At 37.8% G+C, this 23,159-nt stretch carries 20 protein-coding genes; 16 read left to right on the top strand and 4 right to left on the bottom strand.

Annotation, left to right across the window (positions count from 1 at the left end; all coding sequences use genetic code 11):
- Window positions 1-9 precede the first annotated feature (9 nt).
- Genes PVA17_RS06140 through PVA17_RS06130 form a run of 3 tightly spaced genes read left to right on the top strand, consistent with a single transcriptional unit; the run spans window position 10 to window position 1,318 of the window.
- Window positions 10-474 carry a hypothetical protein gene (locus PVA17_RS06140; RefSeq protein ID WP_274067166.1) on the top strand — a complete coding sequence of 155 codons (465 nt, stop codon included), beginning with the start codon at window positions 10-12 and terminating at the stop codon, window positions 472-474.
- Window positions 475-496: 22 nt separating this feature from the next.
- A complete protein-coding gene (locus PVA17_RS06135; protein ID WP_132361483.1) occupies window positions 497-688 on the top strand; it encodes a hypothetical protein in 192 nt (63 codons plus the stop codon).
- An 18-nt stretch (window positions 689-706) separates the two neighbouring features.
- A complete protein-coding gene (locus PVA17_RS06130) occupies window positions 707-1,318 on the top strand; it encodes an alpha/beta hydrolase (RefSeq protein ID WP_132361487.1) in 612 nt (203 codons plus the stop codon).
- A 52-nt stretch (window positions 1,319-1,370) separates the two neighbouring features.
- On the opposite strand, the gene PVA17_RS06125 is transcribed toward PVA17_RS06130, so the two are convergent.
- The 3 genes from PVA17_RS06125 to PVA17_RS06115 form a co-directional block, all read right to left on the bottom strand.
- Window positions 1,371-3,482 (bottom strand): MMPL family transporter, encoded by a 2,112-nt coding sequence (locus tag PVA17_RS06125; protein ID WP_274067165.1) that lies wholly within the window; start codon window positions 3,480-3,482, stop codon window positions 1,371-1,373.
- A gap of 328 nt (window positions 3,483-3,810) precedes the next feature.
- Entirely contained in the window at window positions 3,811-4,827 is a 1,017-nt protein-coding gene (locus PVA17_RS06120; RefSeq protein ID WP_132361494.1) for an inorganic phosphate transporter, read from the bottom strand.
- 19 nt (window positions 4,828-4,846) lie between these two features.
- Complete coding sequence (locus PVA17_RS06115; protein WP_079562474.1) at window positions 4,847-5,467, bottom strand: DUF47 domain-containing protein; 621 nt, start codon at window positions 5,465-5,467, stop codon at window positions 4,847-4,849.
- Window positions 5,468-5,967: 500 nt separating this feature from the next.
- On the opposite strand from PVA17_RS06115, the gene PVA17_RS06110 reads away from it, so the two are divergent.
- Together PVA17_RS06110 and PVA17_RS06105 are read left to right on the top strand one after the other, a co-directional pair.
- A complete protein-coding gene (locus PVA17_RS06110; protein WP_132361668.1) occupies window positions 5,968-6,654 on the top strand; it encodes an ABC transporter ATP-binding protein in 687 nt (228 codons plus the stop codon).
- A 1-nt stretch (window position 6,655) separates the two neighbouring features.
- Window positions 6,656-7,975: an ABC transporter permease gene (locus PVA17_RS06105; RefSeq protein WP_274067164.1), complete on the top strand. Its 1,320-nt coding sequence runs from the start codon at window positions 6,656-6,658 to the stop codon at window positions 7,973-7,975.
- Window positions 7,976-8,069: 94 nt separating this feature from the next.
- Here PVA17_RS06105 and PVA17_RS06100 read toward each other — a convergent pair whose 3' ends face one another.
- On the bottom strand, window positions 8,070-9,230 hold the full coding sequence (locus PVA17_RS06100; protein WP_274067163.1) for a class I SAM-dependent methyltransferase: 1,161 nt from the start codon (window positions 9,228-9,230) through the stop codon (window positions 8,070-8,072).
- 183 nt (window positions 9,231-9,413) lie between these two features.
- Between PVA17_RS06100 and putP the strand changes: the two genes are divergently transcribed.
- The 11 genes from putP (at window position 9,414) to PVA17_RS06045 (ending at window position 23,158) form a co-directional block, all read left to right on the top strand.
- On the top strand, window positions 9,414-10,901 hold the full coding sequence (gene putP, locus PVA17_RS06095; RefSeq protein ID WP_132361504.1) for a sodium/proline symporter PutP: 1,488 nt from the start codon (window positions 9,414-9,416) through the stop codon (window positions 10,899-10,901).
- Between the two features lie 133 nt (window positions 10,902-11,034).
- Window positions 11,035-12,321 carry a GTPase HflX gene (hflX, locus tag PVA17_RS06090; RefSeq protein ID WP_132361507.1) on the top strand — a complete coding sequence of 429 codons (1,287 nt, stop codon included), beginning with the start codon at window positions 11,035-11,037 and terminating at the stop codon, window positions 12,319-12,321.
- Window positions 12,322-12,728: 407 nt separating this feature from the next.
- The gene (locus tag PVA17_RS06085) at window positions 12,729-14,216 is read left to right on the top strand and encodes a peptide MFS transporter (RefSeq protein WP_132361509.1); all 1,488 of its coding nucleotides are present in this window, start codon (window positions 12,729-12,731) and stop codon (window positions 14,214-14,216) included.
- Between the two features lie 476 nt (window positions 14,217-14,692).
- Window positions 14,693-15,838 carry a M20 peptidase aminoacylase family protein gene (locus tag PVA17_RS06080; protein ID WP_132361512.1) on the top strand — a complete coding sequence of 382 codons (1,146 nt, stop codon included), beginning with the start codon at window positions 14,693-14,695 and terminating at the stop codon, window positions 15,836-15,838.
- The gene (locus tag PVA17_RS06075) at window positions 15,838-16,662 is read left to right on the top strand and encodes a GNAT family N-acetyltransferase (protein ID WP_274067162.1); all 825 of its coding nucleotides are present in this window, start codon (window positions 15,838-15,840) and stop codon (window positions 16,660-16,662) included. Before PVA17_RS06080 ends, PVA17_RS06075 begins: the two co-directional genes overlap by 1 nt.
- Window positions 16,663-16,684: 22 nt before the next feature.
- Entirely contained in the window at window positions 16,685-17,791 is a 1,107-nt protein-coding gene (menC, locus tag PVA17_RS06070; protein WP_274067161.1) for an o-succinylbenzoate synthase, read from the top strand.
- A gap of 173 nt (window positions 17,792-17,964) precedes the next feature.
- Complete coding sequence (locus PVA17_RS06065) at window positions 17,965-19,017, top strand: YkvI family membrane protein (protein ID WP_274067160.1); 1,053 nt, start codon at window positions 17,965-17,967, stop codon at window positions 19,015-19,017.
- 426 nt (window positions 19,018-19,443) lie between these two features.
- Window positions 19,444-20,394 (top strand): ABC transporter permease, encoded by a 951-nt coding sequence (locus PVA17_RS06060; protein ID WP_274067159.1) that lies wholly within the window; start codon window positions 19,444-19,446, stop codon window positions 20,392-20,394.
- Window positions 20,387-21,340, top strand: a complete 954-nt coding sequence (locus tag PVA17_RS06055) for an iron chelate uptake ABC transporter family permease subunit (protein ID WP_132361522.1) — start codon at window positions 20,387-20,389, stop codon at window positions 21,338-21,340. Before PVA17_RS06060 ends, PVA17_RS06055 begins: the two co-directional genes overlap by 8 nt.
- The gene (locus PVA17_RS06050) at window positions 21,337-22,098 is read left to right on the top strand and encodes an iron ABC transporter ATP-binding protein (RefSeq protein ID WP_132361524.1); all 762 of its coding nucleotides are present in this window, start codon (window positions 21,337-21,339) and stop codon (window positions 22,096-22,098) included. The genes PVA17_RS06055 and PVA17_RS06050 overlap by 4 nt, the downstream gene beginning before the upstream one ends.
- Window positions 22,099-22,150: 52 nt before the next feature.
- Window positions 22,151-23,158: a siderophore ABC transporter substrate-binding protein gene (locus tag PVA17_RS06045; protein ID WP_132361526.1), complete on the top strand. Its 1,008-nt coding sequence runs from the start codon at window positions 22,151-22,153 to the stop codon at window positions 23,156-23,158.
- Window position 23,159 lies beyond the last annotated feature (1 nt).

The raw sequence follows: 23,159 nt of genomic DNA, 5'->3' as shown, positions 1-23,159 counted from the left end.
CATTTTTATATGCTAACATTTGAACAAAAGCAAGCCATCATCGACTCATTTCCTGAACTTACGAAGAAGGAAATTTCATTAAAACGCTTAAATTATCACTTTATGGATAGCCTTTACGAAAAGACTATTGTTGTGGAAAAGCTGCATCCAAATGGCAATGGCTTCGTCTTTGTTGGTGATCTATTGCGCTACGAGAAAGAAGCAAGCGATAAAGGTCTAGTCAATATCCGTGATTACGATGAACAACAACTTCGTGAAATTATTGAAGATGCCATTCAATATTTATCGGAGGAAGAAGAGGAGCAAGAGCCGATTGAAGAGATTTGGCAAAATCGTGAAGGTATTCAATTAAAGCTAGCCTTTGAACAACGTTCTTGGAATATCTATCATGGTGAAAATTTAGAGGAAGCCTTTGGAACACAAGAGTCTGCGAAAGAATATTTACTAGAAGAAGGTTTTCGTAAAAAGAAATAAGTAATTCGGGGGATAAGAACGGATGAATGGGAAAAAATTAGTGGGAATAGTTATTGTTGTAGTTATAGCTGCTTGTTTATTTTCTGTATTTACGATTACGAAATTTTATAAAGACCATGAGGAACAGCCAAATCGTGAAAATCGAGAAATTAATAAGTCAAAGAGCTTGAATTTTATTTTGCCACAGGCTACAATTATCTCGAATTCAAGATAATCGAGAGGTGGACTGTAAATGCAGCACGTTTTTCATAAAGGAACGGATGAAACAAAACCGATTTTACTACTGTTACATGGTACAGGTGGAAATGAACAAAGCTTAATAGGTCTTGCAAAGGAAATTGATGATACAGCAGGCATTTTAAGTGTCCGTGGAAATGTCCTTGAAAATGGTATGCCACGCTTTTTCCGTCGTTTAGCGGAAGGTGTTTTTGATATAGAGGATTTAATTTTCCGTACGAAGGAATTAAATGACTTTTTATTAGAAGCAGCACAGCAGTATGGATTTGACCGTAATCGAGTGGTTGCTATCGGCTACTCTAATGGCGCCAATATTGCTGCTAGCCTATTATTCCATTATGAGGATGCTTTGGCAGGTGCAATACTGCATCATCCAATGGTGCCTAGACGTGATATTGAATTGCCTACACTTTCTTCAATCCCTGTCTTTATCGGTGCTGGAACGAATGATCCGATGTGTACTGCTCAGGAATCTGAGGATTTAGAGGCACTTTTATCGTCGGCTGGGGCAGAGGTGACAACTGTATGGTTTAATTATGGTCATCAGCTAACGATGCCTGAGGTAGAAGCCGCAAAAGAATGGTACGACCGCATTTATTCAAAATAAAAAATTCGCAACCTTGGAGTGAGGGAGAGCTCACGAAAGGTTGCGGATTTTTTTATTTTTGCTTCTTTGCGAAGGGGAGCCACCAATTCCAGTCCCCAAAGAGCTTCATAAGACTTGGAACGAGCATGAGACGAATAATCGTTGCATCGATAGCGACGGCAATAGCTATACCAACCCCAATTTGCTTTACAGGCATTACATCTGTAAATGCGAACGCCCCTGTTATTACAATCATAATAAGCGCGGCTGACGTAATGATACGACTTGTAGAGGTTAGACCGTCAATCGTAGCACGTGTATTATCAGCCCCTTTTAGATATTCCTCTTGAATACGTGATATTAAAAAGACTTCATAATCCATACTTAAGCCGAATACAAGACAAAATACAATTACCGGGATAATAAGGACAATCGTACCGGCTTCAATCCCCAAATGTCCATATTGGAAAATGTAGACGAGCATACCGAATGCTGAAGAAAGTCCAATAATATTCATAATAATCGCTTTCAGTGGGATTAAAATAGAGCGGAAAGCGAGCATTAAAATAAAGAACGTTGAAACGATAATAATGGATACAGCCAAGAAAATTTTACTAGAGATTTCATCGAAAATTTCTTGATTGAATTTCGCATGACCTCCAAGAGCAAAATCGACACCTAAATCTTTATCCTGCCATGTTCGAGCGAATTGTTGGGCGGTAGTTGATGAACCTGCTGCATCCAATGTAATTGGGATAAAGAGTTGCTTATCTTTAGAAAATGCATTTAGTATTGGTTTTAATTGTTCTGCCGCTTGAGGAATTTTCAAAGAAGCCGTCAGTTCTTCAGGGGACTTCATGTTAGCTGTCGTATAAATGGTTGATACATGACTCACTAAAGGGTCATCAAGTAATTGTTCTTGAATATTGAAAATAAGCTCTCTTGCCTCAATATCCTCCCAGCCTTCCTTACGTTCTGCTAGCAAATATAAAGTTGAGGTATCGCCAAGTCCGAATGTTTTATCTAACTGATCATAAGCTGCACGTGCATCATATTTTGTTGGTAATGAATCCACCTGAGGAATTGTAAGTTTAATATCCTTTAATGGAATCATACCAATACCTAGTAATAATAATGCCACAATAACGATAGTCACTGGATGTTTCATGACAAAGCCAGCAAAGCCACGCCAACGATTCGCTCCACCAGGCTTTACACGTAATAAACGCCATTTATTTAGGTTATCTCCAATTAGCATCATTGTAGCAGGAAGCAAGGTTAAGCCAGAAAGTACTGCAAGAAATACAACGATTGTGCCTCCTAAAGCGATATTGTGAAAAATTTCAACGTCAATGACAATCATTGCACCTAAGCCAATCATGACACAAACCGCAGAAAAAATGATCGAACGGCCAGCTGTCTCTATCGCTGTTTGAATAGCCTGTACACTGGATGTATGGGCACGTTCTTCGCGATATCGATTAATAAACAGCAAGGCAAAATCTATGCTTAATGCAAGTCCAAGCATTGGTACTATATTTAACACAAAAATTGATAAATTAATATGACCACTAAACAAAGTCAAAATTCCAAACGCAGTTATAACAGTGACAATGCCAATAATGATAGGTAAGATTGAGGCTACGACAGTACCGAAAGCAAGTAATAGCACTATGATAGCGATTGGTAAGCCTATAGCTTCCGCTGATGCTAAATCCTTTTGACTTGCTGTATTGATGTCTGCTGAAATAACAGGCCCGCCTGTAATGCTCACACCGTCATGCTCTATTAATGAACGGATGTCTGTCACAACGTCAGGTAGATGATCAATATTATTTTTCATATGAACCATGGCATAAGCTATACCGTTCTTTTGTAAAGAAGCATCATCAAGTGGTGACTGGATGGAATGAATCTCCTTAACATTCTCTAATTTTTTTAATGTATCTTGAATTTTCTTATCGTCGGCTGGATTGAAGACGACCAAAATTGTATCGGAAGGCAAATCAAATGTTTTTGCAAGCTCATTTGTTACGTAGGTATGATCACCTTTAACAAAAAAGCCATCTCCATGAAGCTTACTTGGAAGCTGTATGGCAAACATAGCCATGGTAATAAAAATAACGAACCATAAGGCTACGATAGCTTTAGCGTGGGCTGTTATAAAAGCTGAAAAAGTTTTCATTGTAGGTACTATCCTCCTTTTAGAATAGTGTAAAGGATGTGTCACATTTTGTCGTGTGACAATGTAAAGACTCCTGTCCAACAAGGAACAGGAGTCTTAGTATGCGATCAAATTCAATTATGACTTGGCGTAATTCCGTGACATCCGCCAGAGAATTTGGACCAACATTATGTTGGTCACTCAGTCGTCGCACAGGACTTGGCGTTCTTAGATTAAGTTCCTCTATTTCAGCAGATGTCCGAAAGCTAAACGACAGGTGCAGCTGTTTGAACAGCACTAATAAGTAGCTTAAATCTGCGTTTATCTCACTATCTAAAGGAAGAAGGAGTTAAAAGAATAACGATAACAAAAAGTAAATAATAGCTGCCATAACTGCAGAAATTGGCATTGTAATAACCCAAGTAGTGACGATTTTACGCGCCATCCCCCAGTTCACACCACGTACACGTTGTGCAGAGCCAACACCCATGATAGAGGAAGAAATAACGTGTGTTGTAGATACTGGTAGGTGAATTAATGTAGCACCGAAGATTACTGTTGCAGATGCTAAATCTGCTGCAACGCCGTTTACAGGACGGATTTTCATAATTTTACCGCCGACCGTTTTAATAATTTTATAGCCACCGATAGAAGTACCAAGCCCCATTGCAGTTGCCGCTGCAGCTCGTATCCAGAACGGAATTTCATCTCCCGAATGCAAACCTCCAGCGATTAACGCCATCGTCATAATCCCCATGGCCTTTTGTGCATCGTTCGTACCATGTGTAAAAGATTGTATTGCAGCAGTGAAAATTTGCATTGTACGGAAACCTTTATTCGTACGATATAAATTTAAGTTTTTAAACCATAATTTAAACAGTGTCATCATGATAAAGCCGGCGCAAATCGCAAGAATTGGTGATAGCACTAAGGCCATAATGATTTTCGTAAAACCGCCATAGTTTAGAACGTCGAAGCCAGCAGAAGCAACTGCTGCACCAGCAATGGACCCAATCAGAGTATGTGAAGAACTCGATGGAATACCGAAATACCATGTTAGTAAGTTCCAAATAATAGCGGATATTAGTGCTGCTAAAATAACGACTGAGCCAGTCGTGTCTCCCTCAAATGCATTTAAAGAGAAAGGATCTACAATGTCTTTTGTTAAAGCTTTTGCAACACCGACAAAGGTAATAGCTCCGATAAAGTTCATCGTCGCAGCCATCATGATCGCTACACGAGGTTTCAATGCTCTAGTGGAAACTGAGGTTGCGATAGCATTTGCTGTATCATGGAAGCCATTGATAAAGTCAAATGTTAGGGCAAAGATAACGACCAGTACAGTTAGTATAATGATTGTGTTCATTGTAAGTGCCCTCTCCTAATTACGCGTTACGCATGATAATTGTTTCCATTGTATTTGCAACGTTTTGGCAATGATCAGCGATGTCTTCAAGTTGTTCATATATATCTTTATATTTAATAAGTCGAATTGGATCTTTTTCATTTAAAAATAGTTGTTTAATGGACGAACGTTGCACCTCATCACATTCACGTTCATAGTCCTTAATAAGAATTGCGTGTGGGCGCATGCCAATAAGATTCTTTTTCTTTAACTCTTCTGTTGCTTTAACAATTTCATCAGCACTTTTTGAAATATAGCCTAAGAAAGTACGCATTGATTCATCAACCTCAGTTAGAGAGAACATCTCAAAATGAGCGATACAATGCTCCGTACCATCTAATACGTCGTCCATACGAATGGCGAATTCTAGAATGTCTTCGCGTTCGATAGGTGTCATAAATGATTTGTTTAGCATCACGATTAGTTCATGAATGAGCTTATCACCAGCTGTTTCGTAATTTTTCATAGTAATGCTAATCTCTTTTAGGTCAGCCACACTGTTAATACGAAAATCATTTGCGTAATGTACGGCCTCTCTCATATTCTCGGCAATTTTATGCAAAGCTATAAAGAAAGGGTCTTGTTTTTTTGAGTTAAGCATGTAAATCGAATCCTCCTGGATATAAATAAATTGGCCTCTAAACTTTACTATCATAACAAAATCTTTAAATTATCTACATAAAATTCTTTAATTCTACAGAAAACTTTACAATCTTGTAATATACAATTTGTTCACAAAATAATAAAGGTAACGCTGTATTTATTTTTATTAATACAGAAAAATGCCTTAAATATAGGTTTTATAAAGAGATTCCCCTCTGTTTAATACAAAAAGATACTATTTGGCTATAAAGTTTTGAAAAAGTTTTCGAATGAATTGTAAAGCGAATGTAAAGAAAATGTTTTGCTTGTAGTTTCCATTTTCTTAAGAATATCTTCATTTTTATCCTTCAACTTTATTAAGATTTATATTCTACAATGGGGAAGTAAAGGCTCATAACTTAAAATTTAGGATGACTTTTGTAGGGAAGCAACTAGTAGAAATGTAAATTAACCCTACGTTATGGGTCAGAAGAAGGTGAAAGGGGAGTATAGTTGAAAATGATTCAAGTCGAGAACTTACAACATACATTTTTAATTGGAAAGAAAGGCAAGGAAAAACAGGTTCCGGTATTAAAGGGTGTCAATTTTGAGGTGAAAAAAGGAGAGGTTGTTGCAATCGTTGGGAAAAGTGGCTCTGGGAAATCAACCTTATTACAAATATTAGCCGGATATATGAAATCTGAACAAGGATCTATTAAGGTAAACGGAATGGAAACAGCTCATCTCACTGAAGCAGAAAGTGCTGCATTTCGCCTGCAACAGTTCGGATTTATCTTTCAAAACTTTCAACTGATGCCAGGCTTAACGGCATTTGAAAACATTGAGTTACCCTTGAAGTTACAGGGTATCAAGAAAGCTATGCGTATAGAAAAGGTAAAAAAATTAGTGGACAAGGTTGGGTTAACAGAGGTGGCAGACCATTACCCAAATGAATTATCGGGTGGTCAGCAACAGCGTGTAAGTATTGCAAGAGCCTTAATTACAAATCCTCCTATTTTGTTGGCGGATGAGCCGACAGGAAGTCTTGATTCGGAAACAGAGCAAGATATATTGCTACTCATTCAAAGCCTAAACCGTGAGCTTGGCTTAACATTTGTCATCATTACTCACGACGAGGAAGTAGCGACGATAGCGCATCGACGTTTCCGCATGTACGATGGGGAACTTGTAAAGGAGGAAGCATAATATGTTATTTAAAGATCAACTAGATTTTGTTAAACAGCATATAAAGAAAAACAAATTACGTGTGTTTATGACCGTGCTAGCGGCAACAATGGGCTGTGCATTTTTGATTGTCCTCGCATCAGTTGGGTTTGGGTTGCAGGATTCTTTACGTAATGAAATATTATCGGATGAAAAAGTGACGAAAATTCAAGTGCATGGGAATGATCAATTTACAGAGGCACAAATTAATGAAATAAAAAGTATAGATCATGTAGAAACCGTACTCGAAACGATTACTGTCAATGCATCCGCACAGTCAATTTTTGAGGATCGTGATACACAATCTGATTTATACGTTGCAAATATGCATGATTTTGAGCAAGTTAATGGCAAGCTCGCAGAAGGAAAGTATCCAACAAAGCCAAACGAAATCGTTGTAGGCTACCATTTTGCTCAAACATTAGTCAATGATGCTGAGCGCAAAATTATTGAAGAAAAGAATAAAAAAGCTGAATTAGAAGGCACGTTTTATAATGGTAGTGAGGAAGGTTATAAGGACTCATTAATTGGTAAAGAGATCGAATTATCATTAATGCCACATACTGATGGGGCAAAAGAGACAGAGAAAATGAAATATACGATTGTCGGTGTTATGAAGAAGCCTTCCTATGACTGGATGATCAACAACTCAATTTATATGGATACAGAGCAAAAGCCAATGCTAGCTACAAAGTTAGCAGCAACAGGTCATGTTAAAGAGGATGAGATGTTTTATTCGGAGTTTAATATTTTTGCTGCCAGCATGGAAAATGTAAAGCCGATATTAGACAAACTAAAAGACAAAGGTTATAGCGTTTATTCAATTACTGAGCAATTGGATCAAATGAATGTATTTTTCCTAGTTTTAAAAATCGGTTTAATATTTGTAGGAACAATTGCTGTATTGATTGCCTCGATTGGTATTTTTAATACAATGACTATGGCGGTTACAGAGCGTACTCGTGAAATCGGTGTTTTAAAAGCAATCGGAGCAAGTCCAAAGCTTATTCAACGATTGTTCTTAATGGAAAGTACGTTCATCGGTATTATTGGGACTTTGATAGCTGTAGCTATTTCATATGTTATTAGCTTTGCAGCAAATGCTGCATTACCTTTAATTCTAGAAGCAGCAACAGGGGAAGATGCATTTAGTAAAAATGATATTACATTTTCACTTATTCCTTGGCAGCTAGTCCTTATTGCATCAGCGATTAGTATTGGTGTAGCGATGATTTCAGGCTATCGTCCAGCACGTAAGGCCACGAAAATTGACGTTATTCAAGCATTACGACAAGAACTATAATAGACAGGGCGGTCCAAAAGTTATTGGACCGCCCTTTTCATTTGCTTAAGTAAATTCAAAATACCCACACTGCACTTACAAATAACGCGGCATTTTATAGGTAAGCTTGTAACTCCTTCGCTAAAAATGGCTTGGCATTTAGCAACTTTATAAAGGCATCATAGTTACCCCGCTGTTCAGAGCTTGGCTTTTTACCTGTATGATAAGCTCGTATTAAAATGTTTTTTGGTGTATTTTCCATATCTATAAATTCTAGCAATTGTGCCTCATAGCCAACGAGTGATAAGATTTCTGCTCGGACTGCATCTGTTGCGAGCGCTGCAAAACGTTCGCGTACGAGACCGTGTTGAAGCATGATATCCAGTGCTGGTGTGTTAAGCTGACGATTTAGCTCATGCTGGCAACAAGGGACACTTAAAATAACACTTGCTCCCCATTTCACAGCACGGGCTAATGCCATATCAGTCGCAACATCACAAGCGTGTAGAGTTACCACCATGTCCACAGCAGACTCCTCATTATAATCATTAATATCTCCTACTAGAAATTCGAGCTGCTCATAGCCTAAATCCTGTGCAATTCGTGAGCATTCTTCAATAACTTCCTTCTTTAAATCCAAACCAGTAACACGAATGTCTAAGCCCTTTTCGATTTTTAAGTAATGGTATAGGGCGAATGTTAAATAGGATTTGCCTGAACCAAAATCTAAAATACGAACTTGACGATCCTTTGGCAAATAGGTTAATGCATCATCAATAAATTCGATGAAGCGGTTGATTTGTTTAAATTTATCGTATTTTTGTTTCTTTATTTTTCCTTCTTCTGTTTGCACACCGAGACGAATTAAAAACGGGTATGGCTTATCCTCTGCCAGTAAATAGTTTTTCTTCCGATTATGCACTAAATTAACTTGCTTTGGCTTTGAGGATTTATCAGATTTCCATAGTACTTTGTTCTTTTTTGATAGCTGTACTTGTATATTTTCATCAATAAAATCAATATGCGCTTGACGATAATCGTTAAAAAATGCTGCTAGTTTCTCAGGGAAATTTGCTAATAGAACATTTTCGTGTTTTAAAATACGTTCAAATTGATATTCAACTTGTATATGGTAAGTATCCTTCAGTAATAAAGGTTTTAGCTTTATACGCTTTACTTCGTTTGATTTCATACGAGGTTGACTGATCGTAGCAGTAACGAGTTGCTGCTGTAAAATCCGCTCCGTAATCTGAGTTTTCATTTCTTCAAATGTCATACATTTCGCCTTCTTTATCGTGTTATAGATGGCACTAGTTTAACACATTTTATGAATTGCATTGCTATTATAAATTTTAGAAGTCGCTCCTTGAATAATTATAGGTTATCTTGTATATTTGTGGTATTTTAAATATAGGGAATTTTTAATAAAAAGACTCAAGGGGAAATAAGGGGGAAAAGTATGTCTGAAAACATGTATCAATTACTTGCGATTATTATTTATATGATCGCCATGCTAGGAATCGGTTGGTATGCATTTAGGAAAACATCAAATTTAACAGATTATATGCTAGGGGGGCGTTCGCTTGGCCCTGCTGTTACAGCGCTGAGCGCAGGTGCAGCAGATATGTCTGGCTGGCTATTAATGGGTCTACCGGGCGCAATCTATTTAGCCGGACTTTCCAAGGCTTGGATTGCCATTGGCTTAACAATTGGCGCATATTTGAATTGGCTACTGGTAGCACCGAGGCTACGTGTATATACACAAGTTGCTAATGACTCAATTACTATTCCGAGTTATTTAGATAATCGTTTACGTGACAACACTAAGCTAATAAGAATTGCGTCAGGTATCATTATTTTAATCTTCTTTACATTTTATGTTTCTTCCGGAATGGTTGCAGGGGGTAAGTTTTTTGATAGCTCATTTGGCTATGAATACCATACTGGCTTATTAATTGTATCTGCTGTAGTTGTAGCATACACATTATTTGGAGGATTTTTAGCGGTTAGTTATACAGACTTTTTACAGGGACTTATTATGTTTTTAGCACTTATAAGTGTACCGTTATTCGGTTTGTTTCTGACAGGTGGAATTGGCGATACAATAGCATCCATTAAAGCTGTAAATCCGGAACACCTAAGCTTATTGTCTTCCAATGCAACTGCTGCAGTAATTATTTCATCACTAGCATGGGGACTTGGTTATTTTGGACAACCACATATTATCGTACGCTTTATGGCGATAAGCTCAGTAAAAGAAACAACGCAGGCTCGTCGTATCGGTATTGGCTGGATGATGTTAAGTTTATTCGGAGCGATTGCAACAGCTTTAGTAGGTGTGGCTTATTATGAACAAAATGCAGGTGAGTTAAAGGACGCTGAGACAGTATTTATTGTACTTGGTCAAATTTTATTCCATCCATTTATTGCAGGTGTAATGCTAGCTGCCATTTTAGCCGCAGTAATGAGTACCATTTCATCGCAATTAATTGTTACTTCGTCAGCGCTTGTAGAAGATATTTACAAAGCTCTATTTAATAAAACAGCAGATGATAAGCATTATGTCTTTGTTGGTCGTGTTGCCGTTTTAGTAATAGCTATCGTCGCAGGGATTTTAGCATGGAATCCAGATAGTTCTATTTTAGACTTAGTGGGCTTTGCTTGGGCTGGCTTCGGTGCAGCGTTCGGACCTGTAATATTGCTATCACTGTATTGGAGAAAATTAACGAATTACGGCGCGCTAAGTGGGATGGTAGCTGGTGCTGCAACTGCCTTTGTTTGGGGGAAAATAAAGTTCTTAGCTGATACATTATATGAGATTGTTCCAGGCTTCTTAGTATGCTTAATCGTCGCAGTTATTGTTAGTGCTCTGACATATAGACCGAATAAAGATATTGAAGAAGAGTTCAATCGCACGGAAGTATTACTAAAAGAAGAACGTAAGTAAACATGAAATGCGCCTTTTGCATAAGGGCGCATTTTTTACGATATATATGTTAAATGACACGAATTAGGACATTATATGGTAAGATGAAGAAAATTTGTCGTAGTAGCACCATAGTTTGGTGGGAGGTTTGTGGATGGATAGAATTAAAGAAGTAGATATATTGTTAGAAAAAGCTGTTTTAGTTGGTGTAAATCTACGGAATGATGAGCATTTTGATTATTCAATGGAGGAGCTAAAAAATTTAGCTGAAGCGTTGAATGTTGAAGTGGCAGGCATCGTCACACAAAATTTAGAGCGCATTACACCATCTCATTATGTCGGTACTGGAAAAATTGAAGAAATAAAAAACTTTTATGATGAAGCACAAGCAAATTTAGTCATCTTTAATGATGAATTATCACCTTCGCAAATCCGTAATTTAGAACGTGATTTAGAGACGAAGGTTATTGATAGAACGATGTTGATTTTAGATATTTTTGGACGTCGTGCTAAAACACGTGAAGCACAGATGCAAGTCGAGTTAGCGCAGTTGCAATATATGCTACCTCGTTTAGTCGGCTTGCATGCATCTCTCAGCCGTCAAGGTGGTGGCACAGGGGGTGGCTTTAAAAACCGTGGTGCTGGTGAGACAAAGCTCGAGCTCGACCGTCGGAAAATTGAGGATCAGATTTCGAAAATAAAGAAGGAGCTAGAGCATGTAAAGGAGCAACGAGAGACGCAGCGTAAACAACGACGTAAAAATGCGATCCCTGTCGTATCCATTGTCGGCTATACGAATGCTGGTAAGTCAACTATTATGAATCAGCTACTTTCGAAAATAGGGCAAGAAGATCATAAACAGGTGTTTGAGAAGGACATGCTTTTCGCCACACTTGAAACATCCGTCCGCCAAATCGAATTATCTGATAAAAAGACATTCCTATTAACAGACACAGTTGGTTTCGTTAGTAAATTACCGCATCATTTAGTAAAGGCATTCCGCTCGACGTTGGAAGAGGCTCGTGATGCCGACTTACTGCTACATGTTGTAGATGTTTCCAATTCGGAGCACGGCTTTATGATGGATGTAACAAATGAAACGCTTAAGGCAGTTGGCGTTGAAGGGATTCCGACAATTTATGTGTATAATAAAGCTGATATAGCAAACGTTCCTTATCCTGTTATTAGTGGTGATAATATTTGGATTTCTGCGAAGCAAGGGATAGGGTTAGAAGAATTATTGCAAATGGTACGTCAGCATATTTTCTCTGCTTATGTAACATGTAATATGCTTATTCCGTATGAACAGGGGAATATTGTCTCTTATTTAAATGAACATGCTTCCGTCTATGAAACAGCGTATGAAGAAAATGGTACGCTTCTAACAATAGAGGTAAAAGAAGCGGATTACGCAAAATTCCAACAATATGTCATTAAATAAGCAATCACATCATTGTTCTAAAAGCATGCTAGAAGCTCTCCCTGCTTCTAGCATGCTTTTTTGTAATCGTAAAGCAAATTTATATTGTTGTGAACGAAATTATAGATAATGCTAGCTTATTTGTTAATAAAATAAATAATCTGATTATAAAATATTTTAGAATAATTTTTGCAGTAGTTTGTAATTCCATGGATATAAAAAAGCGAGAAAATGTAGCAATAGCAACAGGTTTGCTATAATTCTATGAAAATCATTCTGAATTTAGAGAAAAGCTGTAATATTTCAACATTTTTTAAAACTCTTGAAAAAGTTTTTTAAACACTTTAGTATGGTGAAATAAAGTTTTTATCCTTACTATTGGGTAATAATATTATTATTGAATAATGAAATCGGGAGAGGATATTTTTATGTCTACTAAAGATGAAATTGTAAAATCCGTCCCTCAAAATGGCTTTGTTGGACACCCTAAAGGGCTCTTTACATTATTTTTCACTGAATTTTGGGAACGATTCTCATACTACGGTATGCGAGCAATTCTGATTTTCTTTATGTATTATGAATTGCATGAAGGCGGCTTAGGCCTTGATCGTGGACTAGCGAATTCCATTATGGCTATCTACGGATCATTGGTTTACATGTCAGGGATTATCGGTGGTTGGATTGCTGACCGATTACTGGGTACCCGTAGAACCATTTTTTATGGCGGCGTGTTCATTATGTTTGGACATTTCCTGCTAGCGTTACCTGGTGGCGCAAGTATTTTATTTGTTTCAATGTTCTTTATTGTCATTGGGACAGGCTTATTAAAACCGAACGTTTCAAGCATTGTCGGAGATATGTATGCTGATACAGATAGTCGTCGTGATGCAGGTTTTTCAATTTTCTATATGAGCATTAACATGGGATCATTCCTTGCACCATTAATTGTCGGAACAATTGGACAACAGTATAACTTCCACCTAGGCTTTGGTGCAGCGGGGATCGGGATGTTATTTGGTTTAATTATATTTAAATTAACAGGAAAAAAATATTTAGGATTAGCTGGGTTACAGGTAAACAACCCGTTACTGCCTGAAGAGCGTAAAAAAGTCTTTACACGATTTGGGATTTTAGCGCTACTTATAATTATTGCTGGGGCAATAGGTATTAAAACTGGCGTACTAACAGTGAATGTTTTTGGTTTAATTATTACGGCGCTAGGTATCGCAATTCCAACGGTGTACTTTATTTATATGTATCGCAGTGAGAAAACAACGAAGGACGAGAAGTCTCGCGTGCTCGCTTATATTCCTTTGTTTTTATCGGCTGTAATGTTTTGGGCAATCCAAGAACAAGGGGCGACTATTTTAGCAACGTATGCAGATAGTCGTACACGATTGGATATTGGTAGTTTCCATATTCCATCTTCTTGGTTCCAATCGTTAAATCCTTTATTCGTTGTTACAATGGCTCCACTATTCGCCATGCTATGGATGAAGTGGGGAGATAAGCAACCATCTACACCGCGTAAATTCGCTTATGCATTATTCTTTGCAGGAATGTCATTCTTAGTGATGATGCTTCCGGCGTATTTATCTGGTGGTACAGATTTAGTAAGTCCATTGTGGTTAGTATTATCATTCTTTTTAGTTGTAGTTGGGGAGTTATTATTATCGCCAGTAGGGTTGTCAGTTACTACAAAGTTGGCTCCAAAGGCTTTTGCTGCACAAACGATGTCACTTTGGTTTTTAACAAGCGCAGCTGCGCAAGCAATCAACGCACAACTTGTAAAAGTCTATGAAGTGGTGAGTGAATTCACATACTTCGGTTTCTTAGGCTCATTATCAATTGTTTTCGGGATTATAATTTTAGTACTTTCGCCAATTATTTCAAAAGCTATGCGAGGTATTAACTAATCAAAAGATGTGAGTACAGTTATTCAAATAACTGTACTTGCATCTTTTTTGTATGAAGAGAAATCTTATTGATACTTTGCATATCACATAACGTGTAGTTGATTTTCGTTCCGCTTGGTGCTTAGGCGTTGCCGCAACGCTCTCGCACAAAGCCGATTTCGGACGCAATTATGCCGAGCCATAGTTGATCAAATATCATCTCCTATTTTCGATGATGAGCCTTAAATTTAACATATGTAGGCATATCATTGTAGCCTTTAGCGAAAATCAGCATCTTCTAATTATTAAAAGTGGCTAAAAGATAAAATTAATCAATGTGCTTTATGTCTCGGTGTGAAAAATTATCTACAATATGAACGTAATAAACTGTATCATGTAGTTAATTTCCTAAACGCGACAATATGTTTTCTGTGTGAAAAGATTTCAATTTCGTTATAATAATCTTAATAGTATGATAATTTAAGGGGTTGGATGCTATGAAGGAAGCTTTAAGTCGTTTGAGGCCAAGATTAATGGAGATTTTCACGTATTTACACGCGAATCCAGAAATAAGCTGGCATGAGGTAGAAACAACAAATTATATTGTTGATTTACTAACGCGGGAAGGTTTTTCACCAATACGCTTTAAAAACAGTACTGGACTTTATGTTGACGTAGGAAGTGGTAGTCCTAAAGTCGGTTTGCGTACGGACATTGATGCGTTATGGCAGGAAGTAGATGGTGAATTTCGTGCGAATCACTCCTGTGGCCATGACGGACATATGACGATGGCAATCGGTGCGCTATTACTTTTGAAAGAGCTTGCTCCATCATTCAACGGTACAATTCGTGTGATTTTTCAACCAGCTGAAGAAAAAGGAACTGGTGCTTTATCGGTTTTAAAAGAAGGAATCATTGATGATTTAGACTTTTTATTTGGTGTCCATGTAAGACCTGTTCATGAGCTCGAAGACGGTACTTATTGTGCTGCATTGCATCATGGAGCCTCTCGAATGCTTGAGGGGGAAATCATTGGAGAAGATGCCCACGCAGCAAGACCGCATCTAGGCGTGAACGCCATTGAAGTAGGAGCAACAATTATCGAAGATTTAAGAACACTTCATACAGATCCAATGGTTCCTGTATCAATTAAAATGACGAAATTCCATGCTGGAGGAGAATCCGGCAATATTATTCCTGGAAGTGCAGCGTTTACTATTGATATACGAGCTCAGCAAAATGATGTAATGGATACCCTTGCACAGGGAATAAAAAGGGTTATTGATTCTTCCAAGATCTTGCATAAAGTGCAGATTGAATTACGTACAGTAGCAAATGTAGTAGCAGCTGAAGTAGATCCAACTGCTCAATATATTATGGAGCAGGCAATCGTGCAAGCAACTGGGTTGTCGAATTTAAGAAAGCCAGTTCATACACCTGGAGGAGAAGACTTTCATCACTATGCTGTTCAACGCCCGCATTTAAAATCTACGATGTTAGGATTAGGTTGTGGGGTGACACCAGGCCTACATCATCCAAAGATGAAATTTAAGCAGGCGAGGCTTGTGACGGGAGTTGAAATTCTTACAAGAGCGGTATTGTTAGCATTGGAGTCGGGGAACTCAAAGGAGGGATCAGCATAATGCTAGAGAAAGTACGTATTCAAAAAATAATAGCACCTACTGAAATTGCAGAAGTACAAATTTTGAACGAAGCTATATGGGGGAGTCAGGCTATTCCTTCACATCAATTGTTAGCAGCTGTACAAAATGGTGGATTAATCCTTGGAGCATATTTAGAAGAAAAGCTGATTGGCTTTAACTACTGCTTTGTTGGCTATCGACATGGAAAAATGTATTTACACTCACACATGATTGGCGTGGAGAAATCATATCGTGAACAAGGTGTAGGTGAATTATTAAAGCATGCTCAACAGGAATATGCAAAAGAACATGGGTTTCAGCTTGTGATTTGGCTATTTGATCCGCTAGAAGCGCGTATGGCTAATTTATCATTTTTAAAGCTCAATGCCCTTAGTTTCCAGTACGAAAATGATTACTATGGTCCGCTCGAGGATGACTTTAACGATGGGCTACCTTCAGATCGAATCGTTGTTGAATGGTGGATTGAACGTGATCGAGTGGAGGAATCCCTAGATGAACTAGAAGAAGAAGCTGACGAAATTGTACCGTGGTCTTTAACGGTAGATGGCTTACCGGTGCTCGATGTTGATGGTGAATTTCAGCAAGAGCAATCGTATTATAAGGACGCCTATTTATTACCCATTCCTCAATTTTTACAAAAGATGAAAGTAGAGAGTCCTAAGCTTGCGGAGGACTGGCGTTATAAAGTACGTACTATTTTAACGACATTGTTTGAACAAAATTATGCAATTGTTCGAGTGAAAAAGAATAAGGAATATGTTCATAGCTATCTATTAGTCAGACGCTCCTTATTAGCTTTATAATAAGGATAAGGAGTGAAATCGTGTGAAACTAGAACAGATTACAGTGAGACATATAAAAATGCCTATGAAAGCACCGTTTACAACGAGTTTTGGCACAATTGATGAAAAAGAGCTCTTACTTATAGAAGCAATAGATCAATCAGGAACTGTAGGATGGGGAGAAGCTGTTGCCTTTGTAGCGCCATGGTATACAGAGGAGACGTTAACAACAACATGGCATATGCTTGAAGACTTCTTAATCCCCATCTTGTTACATAAAGAGGTCGGGCATCCAGATGAAGTCAGTGCTTTGTTCTCTGCTATTCGTCGTAATTGCATGGCGAAATCCTCTATTGAAGGGGCTATTTGGGATATTTATGCTCAACAAACGAAGCAATCACTTGCTCAAGCGTTAGGCGGGATTAAGGAACAAATAGAGGTAGGCGTTAGCGTAGGTATTCAATCTTCCACAGATGCATTAATCGATTTAGTAAAAGGCCATGTAAATAAAGGCTATAAACGAGTAAAAGTGAAAATTAAGCCCGGTCACGATGTAGGAGTTATTCGTGCTATTCGTGCTGAAATGCCAGAACTGCCATTGATGGTAGATGCTAATTCTGCCTATACATTGAACGATATGGATGTATTGCAGCAACTGGATGCATTTAATCTATTAATGATTGAGCAGCCGTTAGCAGTTGATGATATTGTCGATCATGCTAAGCTACAGCGAAAGTTAAAAACGCCTATTTGTTTAGATGAAAGCATCACCTCCTACGAAGATGCTCGAAAAGCTATAGAGCTAGGTAGTTGTGGTGTTATTAATATAAAAATAGGACGTGTAGGCGGTTTAACGGAAGCAAGAAGAATTCATGATTTATGTAAGGAACATAATATCCCTGTTTGGTGTGGCGGTATGTTAGAGGCAGGAATCGGACGAGCACATAATATTGCATTAACATCGCTCTCTAATTTTGTGTTGCCTGGGGATACTGCAGGCTCTAATCATTATTGGTATGAGGATATCATTACACCTGAAGTAATTGTAGAGGATGGTTATATTCGTGTGCCACAAACGGCTGGAATTGGATTTACACCTAATATGAAGGTAATTGATAAGCAAACAATCAGTAAGAAGATCTATCAATAATAGGTTCATCACCAAAGCGAGCATCGCGAGTGAAGCGGCTCATCGGGCGCCCCCCAGGAAGCTCTGCTCTGTGCAAAAGCGAAGCGGCAGCGGAAAAGCGCTCAGTCGGAACGGAAATCAATCACATGTTTTGGTGATGACCCCAATAATAGGATAAACAGGGAGAGAACTGATTGAAAAAAAGTTTGCAAATCGGTGGTGCCTATGTAGGGATTATTGTCGGTGCGGGATTTGCATCAGGACAGGAAATCGTACTATATTTTACGAGCTATGGCTTTCAAGGGATTTATGGTGCACTTATTGCTACAGTTGGGTTTGCCTTAGTAGGAATGTGCATTGCTCAAATTAGCTCAAGATTACGAACGACATCGCACAAGGATTTAATTTATCAAATTTCAGGTAATGCTGTAGGTTTAGTGATGGATTATTTACTGTCGCTCTTCTTATTCGGTGTAGCAGTAATCATGTTTGCAGGAGCGGGTGCTACGTTACATCAAATGTTTGGACTACCCGTATGGCTTGGGAGCATTTGTATGATTGTACTTACTATAGCGACAGTTATGATGGATGTGAAGAGCATTATAAACGTTATTGCCATTGCTACTCCCTATCTGTTAGCCATTGTCTCGATAATAGCGATCTATTCATTAGCGACGATGGATTTAACCTTTGTCGAACAAGCTGTTATTGCACAACAAGCACAGGTAAGTTCTAAAAGCTGGTGGGTTACTGCTTTACTGTATTTGTCTTTTAATATCGGTGTATGTTTTTCTCTTTTAACTGTTATGTGTGGGTCTATTCGCAATGAAAAAGTGGCAGGGCTGGGAGGTATTATTGGTGGGATTTTGCTTGGCGCTTTAATTCTACTAATTAACCTGTCTCTTCTTGCAAAAATGAACGTTATCGTTGGCATGGATATACCAATGTTAGCTTTGGCAAATGAAATTCATCCTCTTATTGGTCTGTTGATGTCCTTTTCTTTATTAGGAATGATTTATAATACAGCAGTGGGGATGTTCTATTCATTTATGGTGAGATTTTTAAACCCTAATAAGGCCAGTTTTAAGGTAACTGCCGTTTTTATCGGTAGTTTGGCCTTTTTAGCAAGTCTCGCGGGTTTTACAACGCTTGTAGCTAAGCTATATGCTGTGATGGGATATGTCGGTTTTGTCTTAATCGTGTTAATTATTTTTGCGTGGCTAAAAGGCGGTCGACGAATAACGTAACTTCTTAGCACATCTCCCACTTGTACGGTGGTGTGATGAATGTGGTTTTAAGTCACTTTTTAGTGGTGTCCAAACATCCGCTTAAATAGAGGAACCTAAGAACGCCACATCACCTGTAGTAATATCCCATTGGCCCAAAGCCTCTGAACGCAATTATATAATTGGTAAGGTAATTGAGAAGGAATCAGTATTTTATTCTCAATTACCTTTTTATTTGTGCAAAAAATGTAGAGATTTTAACTTTAGAATAACACTGAAGGCAAATTTTTCGTTGATAATTCTTGTTTTTACGGATTCTCAAATAAAGCGAGAATAATTCTCAGTTGTAGGTTGACTGAGAATAGAAACACGCTTATAATGAGAATCGTGAGTAATGATAATCATTTTCAATGATTACGAGCAAAAATGAATCTACCGGGGATTACAATGAAAAAAAGATATCTTTTTACAGCAACTGTTGTTCTGTCTATAGTTTCACTATTTATAGGTGTAGTTGATATAAAACCGAGTGATCTATTAGATTTAGAATCAGAAGAAACTAGACTATTTTTTATTAGTCGTATACCGAGACTTGTAGCAATTTTGTTAGCAGGTGCAGGTATGAGTATTGCTGGTTTAATTATGCAAAGCTTAAGTAGGAATAAGTTCGTGTCACCAACGACAGCAGGTACATTAGATGCTACAAAGTTGGGGGTACTAATTTCGATGATGTTTTTCACAAATGTCTCGTACTTTCAAAAAATTTCCTTCGCTTTCATATTTGCTTTAGCCGGCACATTATTGTTTATGCAAATATTAAATCGAATAAAGTTTAAAGATGCGATCTTTATACCGCTTATTGGCTTAATGTTTGGGAATATCCTTTCGTCAATTACGACGTTTTTTGCGTATAAGGCGGATATTATCCAAAACATTTCTGCATGGTTACAGGGAGATTTCTCATTAATGATGAAAGGTCGTTACGAGCTTTTATACATAAGTGTACCCGTGCTGATTTTAGCTTACATTTATGCGAACCGCTTCACAGTGGCAGGAATGGGTGAGGATTTTGCAAAAAACCTTGGTCTTTCTTATAAATTCGTTGTGAATTTAGGTTTAGTGTTAGTGGCACTTATTTCGACGACAGTGGTGCTAACAGTTGGTATGATACCGTTCCTTGGTTTAATCATTCCAAATATAGTTTCGCTGTTCAAAGGGGATAACCTTGCTAAGACATTGCCTCATACAGCATTACTAGGTATGTCGTTCTTATTATTTTGCGACATTGTAGGGCGTGTACTGATTTTCCCTTATGAAATTCCGATTAGTATGACGGTCGGTGTCATCGGAAGTGCGATCTTCCTAATTATGTTGTTTAGGGGGAGAGCATATGCGTAACCGTACAAAAATGTTGATTTTACTAGGTTTGGCTGTAGTATCTATTTTACTGTATGTATTTTATGAACTTAATGGTAACTATCATTATGCGTTTCCACGCCGCCTTATTAAAGTGGTAGCGATGTCGTTAACAGGAATTGCGATTGCATATTCAACTGTAGTATTCCAAACGATTACACATAACCGTATTTTAACGCCAAGTGTAATGGGGCTTGATGCATTATATATGATGGTTCAAACATTCATCTATTTCTTCTTTGGCTCTATGTCGATATTCGTTATTAACGCCAAATACAATTTCTTACTAGCTGTTTTAGCGATGGTTGTCTTTGCGCTAATATTTTATCGAGTATTGTTCAAGGAAGGAAAACGTCCGATTTATTTCTTGCTGCTTGTCGGTATGATTGTCGGAACGTTTTTAGGAAGCGTAACTACGTTCTTCCAAGTTCTAATAGACCCGAATGAGTTTTTAAGCTTACAAAGTAAAATGTTTGCAAGCTTCAACAATGTCAATTCAGATTTAGTATGGCTTGCTGGTGTTGTCATAATCATTACCTTTGTTTATGGCTGGCGTCACATGAACCAATTAGATGTAATGTCTCTTGGACGTGATACAGCAATTAATTTAGGGGTACCGTATGACAAGCTTGTACAGCGTATGCTCATATTATCGTCAGTATTAATTGCCGTTTCTACAGCTCTTGTTGGGCCTATTACTTTCTTTGGCTTAATCGTGGCAAATTTATCGTATCAATTTTTCAAGACGTACAAGCACTCTGTGATAATCGCAGGTTCTTGTGTGATGAGTATTGTAGCTTTGGTCGGTGGACAGTGGGTGGTCGAACGTATTTTTAATTTCGATACAACACTAAGCGTTATTATAAACTTCGTAGGTGGCGTGTACTTCATCTACTTATTATTGAAGGAAAGTAGGTCAGCAGGATGATCCAAGTAAAAGAAATCTCTAAGTTTTTTGGGAAAAAACCGGTCATTCAAGATGTCAGTGTCGACGTTGCACCAGGGAAAATTACGTCTTTTATTGGACCGAATGGCGCAGGTAAATCAACATTGCTTTCAATGGTAAGCCGTTTACTTAATGCAGACACTGGAGAAGTATTACTCGATAAAGCAGATGTACGTCGTTGGAAATCGGATGATTTTGCGAAGCGAGTATCTATTTTAAAACAGTCTAACTATATGAATGTTCGCCTAACAATCCGTGAGCTTGTTTCATTTGGGCGTTTCCCTTATTCGAAAGGCAATTTGAAGCCTGAGGATGAGCTAAAGATAGATGAAGCGATTCAATATATGAATTTAGGGGATATTCAGCACAATTATTTGGATGAATTATCTGGTGGTCAACGTCAACGTGCATTTATTGCAATGGTTATTGCGCAGGATACAGACTATATTTTGCTTGATGAGCCGCTTAACAATTTAGACATGAAGCACTCTGTGCAAATCATGAAAATTTTGCGCAAGCTCGTTGATGAGCTGGGGAAAACAGTTGTCATTGTATTACATGATATTAACTTTGCTTCTGTATACTCTGATCATATTGTCGCATTAAAAAATGGACGTGTTGTTAAAGACGGTCCAACAAATGACATCATCAACTCTGATGCGCTTAAGGAAATTTATGATATGGATATCCCGGTTCAAGAACAGAATGGTTGTCGCATTTGTGTATATTTTAACTCTTAAAAAAAATAATAGATGGAAATGTCCATCTAAAAAATAAAGGAGCAATTTTACAATGAAAAATTGGAAATTACTTACTGTGTTAATGGCAATGATGCTATTAGTACTAGCTGCTTGCGGTTCTAAAGACGAAGCAAAAAAAGAAGATAAAGGTTCCTCAACTGATAAGCCAGCTGAAGAGCAAAAAGAAGAAGCTACAGCTTACCCACTTACAATCCCAGCTATCAAAGATGGTGAAGATACTTTTAAAGAAGTAACGCTTAAAGAGCAACCAAAGAATGTTGTTGTATTTGACTATGGTTTCCTTGATACTTTAGATGCTTTAGGTGTTGAAGTTGCAGGTGTTCCACAAAAATCAGTTCCAAAATACTTAAGTAAATATGCTGGTAAAGATTATGTTAATGTTGGTGCTTTAAAAGAGCCTGACTTTGAAGCAATCTCTTCGATGAATCCAGACATTATTTTCATCTCTGGTCGTCAAGCATCTGCTTACGATGAATTATCTAAAATTGCGCCAACTGTCTATGTAGGTGTAGATGATCAAAATTTCGTGGAATCATTCAAAGAAAAAACAGAATTAGCTGGTAAGATCTTTGGTAAAGAAAAAGAAGCTGCTGATGCATTTGCTGCATACGAAGCAAAAGTAGAGGAAGTTAAAGCTAAAACAGCTTCAGCTAAAGAAAAAGCTTTAATCGTTCTAGGTTCTGAAGGTTCATTATCTGCATATGGTCCTGGTTCACGTTTCGGTGTGATCCATGATGTATTTGGTGTAAAACCTGCTGATGAAAAAATTGAAGTTTCTACACATGGTTCTAACGCATCATTTGAATATGTACGTGACACAAACCCAGACGTTTTATTCGTAGTTGATCGTGATGCTGCTGTAAATCCAGAAGGTGAGTCTGGTACAAAAGCTGCAATTGAAAACGAAATCGTTGGTGCTACTAACGCTGCGAAAAATGGTAAAATCTTTTATCTAGATCCACAAGTTTGGTATTTATCTGGTGGCGGTTTAACTTCTGAAACTCAAAAAGCTGAAGACGTATTAAAGGCGTTTAAATAAT

Source organism: Lysinibacillus sp. CNPSo 3705 (assembly GCF_028674935.1).
Lineage (GTDB): Bacteria > Bacillota > Bacilli > Bacillales_A > Planococcaceae > Lysinibacillus.
This window is presented reverse-complemented; position numbering and strand designations above follow the sequence as displayed.